Genomic DNA, 12,762 nt, shown 5'->3' with positions numbered 1-12,762 from the left:
ACCAGCGTGTTACGAAAACTTAACCATGATAGACCAACAATCTGGAAACTTTAGAAACTTGCAAGCGATTTGTCAGTGGATGCGCTATTACACCGGCCGGCGTCCGGCGACGACATCGCCTTTGAGCCCATTTGAGCCGTTGACCCATAGTGATCGGGCTTACTCGCGGCGTACATATCCCAGATCAAAGACGCACAGCGCTTAGCTGGCAGGCGGTAGCGGCGTCGAATGCAATCGCTCCGACCGATGACAGCCTTCGGAGTATGTGACCAGCAGAATTCTGCCCGAATTACTGGCAGACTGACCCGCTGCGAAAACCGCGCCAAGGCCTTCATCCTGCCATTTTTCGTTTCTGACTGCGCATTAACTGCCGGGCCAGAAGTGCGCTGAATAGCCTCGTGCATTGCGCCGTTTCCTAGAGGGGCACAGCTATGCTCATTTGGCAACGAACCTCGTGCGGTTCGGACAGAATGCGATAGTATATAGACACAACTATCAAACTTCGACTTCACTATGTTCTGTGGCGAACAGGCCGAGAAAGGGGATCGAAGATGCCCATATTTAACTTCACGCTTCTTCCAAAAGATCAATTTACACTGGTGGACGAGAATGGCTTCGACCGGGCTTGGGCTCTTGATTCCGTTACGGGCGAATTCCTACCAGGGAGCACGCTGAACGTTGCGGAAGGTGCCACGACAACCCCCCTCTCGGTTGCGGACGACGACGATCTGTTTGAAGATGACGACACCGGAGACGGCTACAACGACAACGGTGCCCCGCAGCTTCTGACGAGCGCTTTGACTGTTGATGGGACAACTTGGCCTGCGGGATCTTTGGCCGAAGCCGAGTACATGATCACTGTTGAAGACCCCGCAACAGGCGACACTTATGACATGTATGCCGTCAGAATTCGTCTTTCGACGGAGTCGAGGTTCGAAGGGCAAATCGTGGGCTTCTCCTTTGTGGGTGAAATGCCCCCGAATGTTCCCCTCACAATCCTTTCCAACACCGATAGTCAAGAAAGCCCGCCTGTCGCGATCAACGTGCCCTATGAGGATCTGGTCGTCTGCTTCGCCACTGGAACGCTTATTGAAACCGACAACGGCCCGGTCCCTGTCAACGATCTTTTAGTCGGAGACCGCGTCCTGACAGTCGACAACGAATTCCAAGAGATTCACTGGATTGGCTCCCGCCAACTGGATCGGGCGACACTTGAACGAAATCCCAATCTTTGTCCCGTGCGCATCAGAGCGAACGCCTTGGGACCGGGTTTGCCGGATATCGATTTGATCGTTTCGCCCCAGCACAGGATATTGGTCACATCTGAAATCAGCCGCCGTATGTTCGGCACCAAAGAAGTTTTGGTCGCCGCCAAACACCTGCTTGCGGTGAACGGCATCGATACCCTGACGGATTTAGATAGCGTCACCTATTGGCACTTCCTGCTGAATGCGCATCAGATCGTAATCGCAAATGGTGTCGCAACAGAGAGCCTGTACACGGGACCGCAAGCATTAAAATCAATCGATCCGGCAGGGGTGAGAGAGATCCTCTCAATTTTTCCAGAACTCACGGATGCATCTTATGTAGCGGTCCCGGCGCGTCGCTTGGTTGGTGGAAGGCATGCACGACGGCTGGCAGCCCGAAGCGCTGTAAATCGCAGGCCACTCGCCGTGGCCCAGATACTTTGACCTGATCGGCCGCTCAAACAGAGGTCGTCGCACATTCACGCGACGAAACGGTAGCATTATCCGCATATGTGCCGTCGTAGGGGCGCTCCAGAGCTTGATCTGTGTCGTCGGAATTCATCATGATAATGATTACCTATCGGCACACAACCAGCAGCGATTGCTGGGTCTGTCGCAAACTCAGCACGGGTTGAGGACAAGCCTTTGGCTCGACATACTTATCCCGCGAGTGCTTCGAACTGCTGAAAAGAAGTCTTGCCGTCTGCGGCAAGTTAGCCCTGGCGGATCATGTGGGCGGTCTCGATGCCGGCAATCGTTGCCTGAGCAGATGCAAAGGATTTGAAGCCCAGCATCGGTCGGGTCAGCTTCTTTATGAAGCGATGGTCCTGCTCGATGACGTTGTTGAGATATTTCACCTGCAGCACTTCGATCAGCCAGTACCAACCGACGAGGATCAGCTCGACGTTCATGTTGTCCCGCCCGGCCAAGTTCGCGCCGCTCTTGTCGATGACCACCTTGTCTGGCCAGCCGTTATTTCCGATCGTTTGGGCGAAGAACGTGGTGGCCGCAGCTTCGTCGCGGCTCTCGGACACATAAAGTCAATGGTTTGACCACGCTTGTCGACAGTCCGGTAGAGATAACACCAGCGCTCTTTCACCCTGATATACGTCTCATCCATGCGTCAGGAACGACCAACTGCGGCCTCGCGCTTCTGCGCTTCGGCCGCGAGCAGTGGCGTGTATTTCACTACCCAGCGATTCAGTGTTGTTTGATCGACGGCCACGCCGCGCTCAGCCAGAATTTCTCCCAGATCGCGGTAGGAAACGGCGTAGCGGACGTAGAAGAACACGGCGTGGAGAATTACGGATTTCGGGTAATGGCTGCCCTTGAAGTCGATCATCCCGCTGTTGTCCTCTCGTCGCTTGTACCCGGCACGACATAGCAATTGCCGTTCGAAGCGAAAGGCCGTTAAAAGGTTTGCGACAGAGCCGACCAAGCTGCTGAACCTGCAAGGCTGGCAGTTGGGGGCCTGAAGATTGGGGTCCAGAATTATATGCGGGCGCGGAAGCTGCATTGCGAGGACCGCGCTTGACTGGCAGGAAGCATGTCAAGCGCGATCCGTCCCGTCAGGTGGCGTAAGCGTCCTCAAGGAGCACCGCCGGAAATCCGGCAATCAGGGCGTCTAGCTCAGCCTTGTCCGTCGTCAGGCAGGCCGCCGTGCTGAGAGCGTCGGCCAATGCCGCGCTCGGAGCGGAAATGCTGATCTGACGCCAAGGGCCGGAGGTGGGCGCCCCGGTCTGCGGGTCGAGGATGTGTCCATCGCGTCCCGCCGCATCGAAGCATGTCCCCAAGAGCGCCGAAGTCGCCAGAGCCCTTTGGTTCAGCGCGACTTCGGCTCGGCCTTCCGCAAGGCGCACGGGCCAATCCCGCCCGTCGGGCTGCGTCCCCAAGGCCCGCAGCTCGCCGGTGTCGATCAGAATGTCTTTCAGCCCCTCCGCTTCGAGAAGTGCCGCGACGCGGTCGGCGATATAGCCCTGACCGATTCCGTTCAGGGTCAGCGCCATGCCCGATGCCAGCGAGATCCTGTCCGCGGATGCCTCAACCCGCGCCCAGCCTGTGCGGCTGAGGGCCGCGACGCGCTCGGCCGCATCCGGCCTGCGCCCAACGGCTGCGGCCTCGGCCCAGAGCGCCCAGAGCGGCTGCATGGTCACGTCGAACTTCCCGCCGCTCGCGCGATACACGGTTCCCGCCAGCGAGAGGCAGTCGAGCAGTTCAAAGGGCGGAGCATTCAGCCGTCCCGTGCGATTGAGCTGCATCAGGGCGCTGTCCGGCCGGTAAAGGCTGAGGATCGATTCCAGCCGTTCGATCTCGGCCAGACAGCGGGCGGTGATAGCGGCGGCCTGCGGATGGTCGATGCGGATCGAGGCGCGCGCGCCCATTGCTTGTCCCAGCCAATGCGGCCCCGAACTGGCGGCGAGGGCCCGAGGCATCGTGGCGGCAACGGCTGAAATGGCCAGAAAGCGGCGTCGAGAGAGTTTCATGGCTTAACCTTTCCCCGGTTGCGCCAATGCGCGCAGACGTTGTTCGAAATCGCTTTCATCCTTGCTGTCGGAGGGCGATGAGGTGGTCCCATCCGCCGCGACCGGGGCCAGAACCATGTCATCGGGAATCTCGGTCAGGCGCACGACCTGCCCGCCATTGCTGGCCGCGATAGATGCGGCCGCGGCTTGCGAGGCAAAGGGGATTGTCTCGGGCGCGCCCATGCCGCCGGGCTGCGTCGAGCCGATGACGTAATAGGCCTCATTGGCGTCGATCCAGTTGCCCTTGCCGGGATTGTCCCAAGTTGCATTGGCCGCGCCCATATCGTTGACCTGCATCGCCAGAATTGTGTGGCTTTGCTCAGGCAGGCGCTGATAGGCGATCGCGTCGCGCACTTGGCTGAAGAATATCGGCATGCCCGGCAACCCTTCAAGATGGACCTGCGCCTTGGGGCCGGGATGCTCCAGCAGGTTCATCTGGCAGAAATGCCCGAGCGTTTCGGCGGTCAGCTCGACCGGGCTGGTATCCTGCGCGGTCTCTTGCTTGCAGGCAGCAAGGCCAAGCAACAGGGCGAGGATCAGGACGCGTTTCATGGCGTCACCTTTCGGAATGCGGCAATGGCAAGGGTCAGCGCAAGGACCGGCCAGACAAGGACCGAGGATGCGGACTGCCAAAGCGGGATGGAGGCCGCCGCCCCGCCGACGCCGCCGGCAGCGGCGCTGGCCTCGGAGGCGGCGAGATTGAACAGACGGAAGGCATCGGCGGGATTGGCCAAAAGCGCATAGGGCAGGACGCTGGACATTGCGCTGCCTTCGCCGCCCGAGACGATCAGCGCGAGCAGCGCCAGATCGTAAAGCACGACCGCCCCCAGCCATAGCCCGATGGCGAGACCCGCCGCGCCCGAGGGGCGTCGCGCCAAGGCGGACAAGGCATAGCCCGCGCCCAGAAAGGTCGCGCCCAGCAGAACCGATGTCCAGATCAGCCGCAACAGCGCCGGCAGACCGGCAACCGAGGCGGGATCGGCCGAGATCGCCGCGCCCGCCGCCGCGCCATATCCCGCCAGCGCCGCCAGCGCCAGAATGGCCAGATGCGCCAGCATCTTGCCGGCCAGAACCTCGGCCCGCGCAATGGGATAGGTCAGCAGCAAGGGCAATGTGCCGCGCTCGACTTCTCCGGCGATGGCGTCAAAGCTCATTAGCAAAGCCAGAAGCGGGATCAGATAGACCGAAAGCGAGGTCAGCGAGGCCACCGTCACCGACAGCCGGTCGGCCCCTATATCGCCGGTCGGGGCAGCTCCGGCGGCGGCCAGAACCAGCGCAAATATCACCATCATGGCGATGGCGATCGTCACCCAGCGGTTGCGAAAGGCAATGCGGAACTCGACGGATGCGATGGAAAGTATGCGGCTCATTGCCCGTCCCTCCGGCTGAAACTGGAATAGATATCCTCAAGGCTGGGCGGGATGACCTCAAGATCGGCGACCCGCGCGCCCAAAGCAGTGATCCGCGCCAGAATGCCCAGCTTTTCGTCCTGAGCACAGGTCAGGCGCAGGCTGCCGTCGCTGGCGGCGACAGCGGCGGGCAAGGCCAGCGCGAGGTTTTCGGCCTGACCCGGCGCGGGGGTCACGCTGATCCCGACCGGCAGGGCGGCGGCGCGGCGCAATTCGGGCAAGGTCCCTTCGGCGACCATGCGGCCTTGCGACAGGATCAGGATGCGGTCGGTGCGGGCCTCGACCTCGGTCAGAACATGCGATGACAGCAGGATCGACGCGCCCTCAGCCGCCAGACCGTCGAGCAGCGCGTAGAAATCGCGCCGCGACACCGGGTCCAGCCCCGACGTCGGCTCATCCAGCACCAGAAGACGCGGGCGTCCGATCAGCGCCTGCGCCAGCCCGACACGTTGGCGCATCCCTTTGGAATAGGTTCCGATCCGGCGCTTTCCGGCATGGCCAAGGCCGACGCGCCCGAGCAAGCCCATCGCCTGCGCAGCGGGCTCGCGGCGCAGCGCCAAATAATGCCGGATCTGCTCCTCGCCTGTTAGGGCGGGGTGGAAGGCCGCGTTTTCCGGCAGATAAGCGACCTGCGCGCGCGCCGAGGACGATCCGGGCGCGGCCCCGCAAACCGTGACCTCGCCCGCGTCAAAGGGGATCAGGCCAAGGATGATCTTCATCATCGTCGATTTCCCGGCGCCGTTATGACCCAGCAACGCGACCCGCTGGCCGGGCTCGAGCGTCAGCGAGACATCGCAAAGCGCCTCGACATCGCCGAAGCGCTTAGTGAGACGAGATATCGTCAGGGTCGATGTCATCGTAATTTCCTTTCGTCCACCGGCCTGCGGCCTCGGCCTCAAGTGCCTCGATCACGGGAGGGACGGCTATCGTCAGGGGGCGCATCAGCGGATGGCTGTCGGTGACGCCGCCGGGAAGGGTCGCGGGAAAGCTTTGCTGGCTCCAGCGCACAAGCTGCACCGCAGGCGAGCCGGTCAGCAGCGAGGCCGCCGGTTGCGACCACAGGATATGGTCCATCAGGTCGTTCGGGCGATAGCTGCCATCGGCGATACCGTCGCCGTTCAGGTCGAAGGCCGGATGGTCGGACCAGAAATTGCCGCGCCCCGCATGGCTCCATTCCATGAAGCGGGTGCCGACATATTTAACCTGCTCGCGATTGCCGACAAAGGCATTGCCGGTCAGCACGTTCTTTTCCGATCCGGCGGTGAAATGCAGGCCGATGCCGCAATCCTGAAAGCGGTTGTTCCAGATCAGGTTGCGATGCGCGTTATAGATGAACAGGCATTTCCGCTTCCCGCCGCGCACCAGATTGCCGCTGACATCGGCATTGTTGGCATAGTTCAGCATCAAGCCATGTTCGCGGTCGCCAAGGCTGAGATTGTTCAGGATCTTGGCCCGGTCCGAGAACATGATCGCAAAGCCAAGATGGTTCCCGACCGAGACATTGCCCGAAACCTCGGTCTTGCGGGTATACATGAAATGCACGGCAAAGCGCAGGTCGCGCATCAGGTTGTTGCGATAGATGCTGTCCGCACTGGTATTCGAGAAGATGCCGTCGCGGCCATAGCGGATGCTGTTGCCGTCCAGCAGCGTGCCGGGGCTGTTCCAGACATAGATGCCATTGCCGCGCTGGTTCATCTGAATGTCCCGACGCCCGGTGATCTGATTGCCGATCACCCGCGCATCGCGCCCGCCATGCACGTCGATGCCGTGCATGTTGTCGGTCAGCGTCAGCCCCTCGATCAGCGCGCGATCCGCCGCCTTGCGGATCTTGATCCCGGCATCCAGATCCTCGTTGCGGCTGCCCGAGCGCGTCACGCCGAAGCCGCGAAGCGTCACGTCGGGCGCGTCGATGGTGATGACCGTGCCTTTGCCCTGACCATCCACAATTGCGGATTCCGGGCCGCTGATGGTCAGCGGGCGGTCGATGGTGACGGGGCCGGCAAAGGCCCCGTCCTTCAGGATCAGCACATCGCCGGGGGCAGCCCCGGCAATGGCCTGGGCCAGACTGCCCGGCCCCGGCGCAACCTCGCGCTCTGCCGCGAAGGCGGGCAGAGCGGTCAGCAGGCCGATGATCAGGACGGACAGCCTCATGGTCATGCGGCCTTGGGCGTCACGAACATCCTGCCGCGCATCTCCATATGCAGCGCGTGGCAGAACCATTGGCAGTAATACCAGTAGACGCCGGGCTTCGCCGCGACGAAGCTGATAGAGGCCGTGGCCTGCGGGGCGACTTCCATAGCGACGCCGTGATTGCCGATGGTGAAGCCATGCGTCAGGTCATCGACCTCGTCCTGGTTCGAGATTATGACCGTCACATGGTCCCCCTCGTTCACGGTGAAGCTTTCGAGGCTGAAATTCGGCGCGACCGAAGTCATGTAGACCCGCACCTTGGTCGGATCCTCCTTGTCGCGGATGACCTGATCGCACCAATCGTCGATATTGACGCCATCGGCCTCGGCCTGTTTACGGGTCCCGGCCCACATCGGGTCGTTGCGGTCCCAGACCGACTTGATGTTCGACAGGATCGTGGGATCGACCGAGATGGCGTCATGGGGCTCGGCAAAGGTCGGGCCGTCATGGACCAGCACCATCTTGTCGCCCGAAATGTCGATCAGCTGGTCGTTCTCGGGCTTCAGCGGGCCGACATTCAGGAAGCGGTCCTTCGAGAATTTGCACAGGCAGACCAGCCAGTCATTGCGGGCATCCAGCGTCTCGCCCATCACCGTCTTGAGGTGGCCGGGCTGGTAATGCACGTCCAGCTTGTCCTTGATCGGATCGACCTTCTCGCCCTTATAGGCCTTGATCGCGTCCTCGATGTTCCACTTGACCACCTGGCTGTCGAGGAAAAGCGAGGTATAGGCATTGCCGCGCCCGTCAAAGGCGGTGTGCAGCGGGCCAAGGCCCAGTTCCGGCTCGGCCACCACGCAGCTGCGCGGATCGGCGCCCTTGTTGAAGATGTCGTCGAACTTGGTGACATCGACCACGGTGACGGTGGGCGACAATTTCCCGGCCACGCAAAGGTGCTTGCGGTCAGGCGCCATGTTGCAGCCATGCGGGTTGTTGGCGATCGGGATGTAGCGGGTGAAAGCCGAGTTGGCCTCCTTGCGGCCATCGACGACTTTGACGCCGTTGATCTCCTCGAAATGGCCGGCGGCAATCGCCTTTTCGATCTCGGCGATGTTGAAGACGACGATGTGATCCATCTCGGCTTCCGTCATCTCGGCGAGGGTCATGCCCATTTCCGAGTTGTAGGAGGTCGAGAAGGCCCATTTGCCCTCGTAATCCGCATCGCAGTTGTCGAGGTTGCCCGAGACCTTCACCTGCCATGCCACGTCCCATTTGTCGGCATCGACGGCGGTGAAGATATTGACGTAGTTGGACAGGTTTTCCATATCCTCGCCGTCATTGATCAGCGGAGCCTCATCCTCGCCATTGCAGAAGACATAGTTCGAGCGCGGGAATTTCTGCGGACGCAACCCGTGGATGCTCTTGGCGTTCGGGATCTCGAGGATGGCGTCGCATTTCATCACGTCGCAGCGCACCCGCGCGATGCGGGTATTGGCCTTGTCGTTCATGAACAGGAAGCGGCCGTCATATTTCCCGTCGGTGAAGGACATATGGACGTGGTGCAGGTCGCCATTGTCATGAATGCGCTTGCCGTTGGCGGCCAGATATTGCTTGGTCTTCTCGGTCATGGACCGTTCATGGACGGCAAGGGATTCATTGGTCTGGCCCCAGCCCGTGGCCGAGCAGCGGTTGAAGACCGGCACCCGCATCAGCTCGCGCATGGACGGCACGCCAAGGATACGCATCTCGCCCGACTGGCCCGAGGACCAGAAGCCGTAATATTGGTCCAGCTGTCCGGGCGCCACCGCGCCTTCCACGCCGGCGGCCAATGCCGCGCCGGAGGTAGCGACTGTCGCGCCGGTTGCCCCCAGCCCGACGGTCGCCGTGCCAAGGGCAAGGCGTCCCGCCAAGGTGCCGGCCGCCATTCCTCCGGCGGTTGCCCCAAGCAGCGAGCGGCGGCTCAGGCCCTTATTCTCGGTCGATTCCATGATCCGTCTCCTTCGTGATCACATGTTGGAATTGGTGGTGCGGGCGGCATTGGGATGCCCGGCAGGGGGCATTCCCAATGCTGGAGGCGGGCTGTCGGCCAGCTTCGCGCGCCGTTTGAGTTTCTTGATGACCACCGGGCATTTGGCCTCGGATTGATACAGCACCTGACAATGCAGGCAGTTGATGCATTCGTTCGGATTGATCTCTCCGGTCGGATGGATCGACTGCACGGGGCATTCATTGGCGCAGGTCTGACAGGGATTGCCGCATTCCTGATAGCGCTTGAGCCAGTCGAACATCCGCAGCCGTGCCGGGATGGCCAGCGCCGCGCCCAAGGGGCAAAGATAGCGGCAATAGAAGCGTTCGACGAACAGCCCCGCGACGAGCAGCGCCACTGCATAGGCGACAAAGGGCCATGCGCGGATGAATTTCAGCACGATCGCCGTTTTGAAGGGCTCGACCTCGGCCAGATGCTCGGCCTGCTCGATGCTCATCAGCGAGACGCCGAAAAGCCCGAGGAAGATCATGTATTTGATCGGCCACAGCCGCTCATGCAGGCCCCAAGGGAGGGTCCATTGCGGGATGCGGAGCTTGCGGGCGATCTGGTTGGTCAGCTCCTGCAACGCGCCGAAGGGACACAGCCAGCCGCAATAGGCCCCGCGCCCCCAGAAGAGCAGCGCGGCGGCGACGGCGAACCACAGGATGAAGGTCAGCGGGTCCAGCAGGAAGGCTTGCCAGCTGAAGCCCGCGATGAACGAGTTGAACAGCGCAAGAATGTTCACCACCGAAAGCTGCGCGTTGAAATACCATCCCAGCACCACCAGTGTGACGGCCAGATAGCCCATGCGGAAGATATAGAAGCGGCGCTCGTTCAGGGTGACGAGGCTTTGAAAGAAAAAGACCAGCGTCAGGACGGACAGCATGGCCCCCAGAATGACGATGCGGGGCTTGGAATCCTGCCAGATCCGTTTCCAAAGCAGGGATTGGGCTTGGTTTTCGTCCTGTGTCGCGCTCGCAGGCGTGGCCGTTTCGGTCACGGCCGGGGCAGGGGCGGCGATCTGGCGCAGATAGTGCTGCGGCAGTTGGTAGCCCAGTTCGAACGTGTGGAACAGCTTCTCGATCGGTCCGACCGGGCGCTGCACCAAAAGCTGGATGCGGAAGGGTTGGGTCGGGTCGAAGCCCGAATCCGCCGGGATCCGGAAAAGGTCCATCTCGGCGAAGTCCGGCGCATCCGAGGCGGCGACGGCGTTGATCCGGCGGTGGTGCTTGTCATGGAAGCGGACGGAGACATCGTCTTGGATCAGCACGATCCGGTCAAAGATCCCGCCGCGCACATAGCCCGAGCCCTTGAAGCTGTAGATCCCGCGCCCAAGGACCGCGACGGCCTGATCGCCCGGCTTAAGCCAACTTTGCAGATTGGCCATGGCCCCTTCGCCCAGCAGGGCCGCGCCGATGGCCGGGACGGAAACCAGCGCGGTATGCATCTCGATGAAGGTGGTGTCCGGCGCTTCGGTCAGGGCGCGCTCGGCTGCGCGGGGATCGGCGTTTTCGGCGAAGGCGGCATTCACCTGACCGACATCCAGCGACAGCCGGCGCAGCGTGCCATCGCCTTCCAGCGTCAGCCAATCGGCAAGAGCGGTGGCCTCGGGGTCGATCTCGAAGCGCGGGCCGGTGGCGGCGGTCTCGGGGGCCAGCCCACCAAGACCAAGGGCGCGCGCCACCTTCAGACCCGAGCGGATGATCGAATCGTCGATCACCATGACGGTGACGGTCGCGCCCGAGATGATGTCCACCTCATGCGAGGTGCCGCCCGAATTCGCCTCGGCCACAAGGTCGAGGCCCTGATATCCCGCGACGAGCTTCTTGATCTTGGCCTCGGGGATGCCGATCAGGACGATCGGCTCGGAATGCTTGACCAGCCGGACGCCGGTGATCTTCGCATCCTTGTCCACGGCGACAAGGGTATGGATCGGCTTACCGGAATATCCGGTCGTGCCGACGAAATCCGAGGTGACAAAGGCCCAAGCCACGGTCTCGCCCGATTTCAGGACGGGGGCCGCGGCGATGTCGTCGCGGATCGGACCAAAGGCTTCGGCGCCGGGAACCAGATCCGAGGCCTTCTGCTCGGGCAGGAGTTTTTGAAGAATCGTTTCGGCCTGTGCAGAGGAAAGCGGCGCGAGGGCCAGCAGAGCCAAAACCAAAAGGAATGTGAAATGTCGCAAAAGGCTCAGGCTCCGGACGTACTTACGGTGATCCCGGACACGACCGCATCATCTTGTCTGAAGGGTGGCAAATGCGCCATCCTAAACCCAGCGCCGGCTTGAGGAGCAAGCGCGATGGGATGATCGTTCAGGGAGGTCATGGTTGGGGGGGCGCGCGCTTGCATCGTGACCCGTCGAGGGGACAGGCGCGCGCTTGGACTATACGTCGCGTAAGTGGCGGAAAACCATGCGATCTCGGTTGCCAGTGCCGGGATTTCGCCACCGCCTGGCATGGTCGGCAGATTGCAGGCCGGGCAATTGCGGCAATCATGCGGGGCGGGGCGCTCATTGCCCTCCGCGTCCAGATAGACGGATCTTGCCTCGCCCTCGCTGCAGATCACCATCTCGGTCAGCAGGGTCGGCGCCATTCCGGCCTGTGCCGCAGTCCCGGAAAACACCGCCAGCACTGACAGAAGCGTCAGGCAAAACCGGAGCAATCGGGGCGATGACAAGCGGATCATGAAAGGCAGCTTAGACGGTTTCAAAAGGAATGCCTTGACTCAGATCAAGCGCGCGGAAATGCGCCTGCAGGTTTCAGCCGGCACGTCGCAGGCCCGGATCGCCGGCCAGAAAGCGGGCTTCATTAAGCCCGTCCACCTCGGAATAGGCGACGTGGCTTGCTGGAGAGCAGACCCCGTTCATGTTGGGAGAAAGACCAGTGGCCCATGAGGACAGCGAGCAACGCCCCTCGGCCATGACGCATAGCCCGCCGAATGCGAAAACCTCGGTCTCGATGTCGATTTCGCGGTTGATGGCGGTGATCTCATCGACGGTCAGGACACGCGGCAGCACGACGCGGCGGATGCCGAACGTGTCGGCATACATATTGATCGTGTCGGGATTGGCGGCGGCGGCCTGCACCGACAGATGCAGGCGCAGGTCGGGATGGGTCTCGGCGGCATGGGCGATCAGGCCGGGATCGGCTAAAATAACCGCATGAGCGCCCGCGGTTTTCGCGTCTGCCACGGCGCGGTGCCAGATCGCCTGCGCGCCGGCGCGGGGGAATGTGTTGATCGCGACCAGCACCTGCGCGCCGCGGGCCTTGGCATAGGCGACACCCTCGGCCATTTCCGCACGTGAGAAGTTCAGCCCCGGAAAATTGCGGGCATTCGTCTCATCGGCGAAGCCGCAATAGACCGTATGCGCACCCGCATCGACCGCCGCGCTGAAAGCCGCAGGAGTGCCTGCCGGGCAAACCAGTTCCATC

The 12,762-nt window shown here is 61.9% G+C and carries 8 protein-coding genes and 2 pseudogenes; 1 reads left to right on the top strand and 9 read right to left on the bottom strand.

Features of this window, described 5'->3' with window-relative positions; genetic code table 11:
• Positions 1 to 551: 551 nt before the first annotated feature.
• Positions 552 to 1,691 (top strand): Hint domain-containing protein, encoded by a 1,140-nt coding sequence (locus tag GL300_RS26860; protein ID WP_246195296.1) that lies wholly within the window; start codon positions 552 to 554, stop codon positions 1,689 to 1,691.
• A 269-nt stretch (positions 1,692 to 1,960) separates the two neighbouring features.
• Here GL300_RS26860 and GL300_RS21145 read toward each other — a convergent pair.
• From GL300_RS21145 to GL300_RS21105, 9 genes and pseudogenes are all read right to left on the bottom strand, one after another.
• Positions 1,961 to 2,589 (bottom strand): annotated as a pseudogene (locus GL300_RS21145) (IS6 family transposase).
• A gap of 226 nt (positions 2,590 to 2,815) precedes the next feature.
• Entirely contained in the window at positions 2,816 to 3,730 is a 915-nt protein-coding gene (locus tag GL300_RS21140; protein ID WP_155041678.1) for an FAD:protein FMN transferase, read from the bottom strand.
• A gap of 3 nt (positions 3,731 to 3,733) precedes the next feature.
• Positions 3,734 to 4,321: a nitrous oxide reductase accessory protein NosL gene (locus tag GL300_RS21135; protein WP_155041677.1), complete on the bottom strand. Its 588-nt coding sequence runs from the start codon at positions 4,319 to 4,321 to the stop codon at positions 3,734 to 3,736.
• On the bottom strand, positions 4,318 to 5,139 hold the full coding sequence (locus GL300_RS21130; protein ID WP_155041676.1) for an ABC transporter permease: 822 nt from the start codon (positions 5,137 to 5,139) through the stop codon (positions 4,318 to 4,320). Before GL300_RS21130 ends, GL300_RS21135 begins: the two co-directional genes overlap by 4 nt.
• Positions 5,136 to 6,035: an ABC transporter ATP-binding protein gene (locus GL300_RS21125; RefSeq protein WP_155041675.1), complete on the bottom strand. Its 900-nt coding sequence runs from the start codon at positions 6,033 to 6,035 to the stop codon at positions 5,136 to 5,138. Before GL300_RS21125 ends, GL300_RS21130 begins: the two co-directional genes overlap by 4 nt.
• Positions 6,001 to 7,329 (bottom strand): nitrous oxide reductase family maturation protein NosD, encoded by a 1,329-nt coding sequence (locus GL300_RS21120; RefSeq protein WP_155041674.1) that lies wholly within the window; start codon positions 7,327 to 7,329, stop codon positions 6,001 to 6,003. Before GL300_RS21120 ends, GL300_RS21125 begins: the two co-directional genes overlap by 35 nt.
• 2 nt (positions 7,330 to 7,331) lie before the next feature.
• Complete coding sequence (nosZ, locus tag GL300_RS21115; RefSeq protein ID WP_155041673.1) at positions 7,332 to 9,293, bottom strand: TAT-dependent nitrous-oxide reductase; 1,962 nt, start codon at positions 9,291 to 9,293, stop codon at positions 7,332 to 7,334.
• Between the two features lie 18 nt (positions 9,294 to 9,311).
• Positions 9,312 to 11,516, bottom strand: a complete 2,205-nt coding sequence (locus GL300_RS21110) for a NosR/NirI family protein (protein WP_155041672.1) — start codon at positions 11,514 to 11,516, stop codon at positions 9,312 to 9,314.
• A 576-nt stretch (positions 11,517 to 12,092) separates the two neighbouring features.
• A pseudogene (locus GL300_RS21105) lies at positions 12,093 to 12,761 on the bottom strand (peptidase U32 family protein); the annotation flags it as partial.
• Position 12,762: the final 1 nt, after the last annotated feature.

Source organism: Paracoccus litorisediminis (genome assembly GCF_009711205.1).
GTDB classification, from domain to species: domain Bacteria; phylum Pseudomonadota; class Alphaproteobacteria; order Rhodobacterales; family Rhodobacteraceae; genus Paracoccus; species Paracoccus litorisediminis.
This window is presented reverse-complemented; position numbering and strand designations above follow the sequence as displayed.

Excerpts from the sequence above, each read along its gene's own strand:
- GL300_RS26860 (WP_246195296.1), top strand. The coding sequence starts at position 552 with ATGCCCATATTTAACTTCACGCTTCTTCCAAAAGATCAATTTACACTG.
- GL300_RS21140 (WP_155041678.1), bottom strand. The coding sequence starts at position 3,730 with ATGAAACTCTCTCGACGCCGCTTTCTGGCCATTTCAGCCGTTGCCGCC.
- GL300_RS21135 (WP_155041677.1), bottom strand. The coding sequence starts at position 4,321 with ATGAAACGCGTCCTGATCCTCGCCCTGTTGCTTGGCCTTGCTGCCTGC.
- GL300_RS21130 (WP_155041676.1), bottom strand. The coding sequence starts at position 5,139 with ATGAGCCGCATACTTTCCATCGCATCCGTCGAGTTCCGCATTGCCTTT.
- GL300_RS21125 (WP_155041675.1), bottom strand. The coding sequence starts at position 6,035 with ATGACATCGACCCTGACGATATCTCGTCTCACTAAGCGCTTCGGCGAT.
- GL300_RS21120 (WP_155041674.1), bottom strand. The coding sequence starts at position 7,329 with ATGAGGCTGTCCGTCCTGATCATCGGCCTGCTGACCGCTCTGCCCGCC.
- nosZ (WP_155041673.1), bottom strand. The coding sequence starts at position 9,293 with ATGGAATCGACCGAGAATAAGGGCCTGAGCCGCCGCTCGCTGCTTGGG.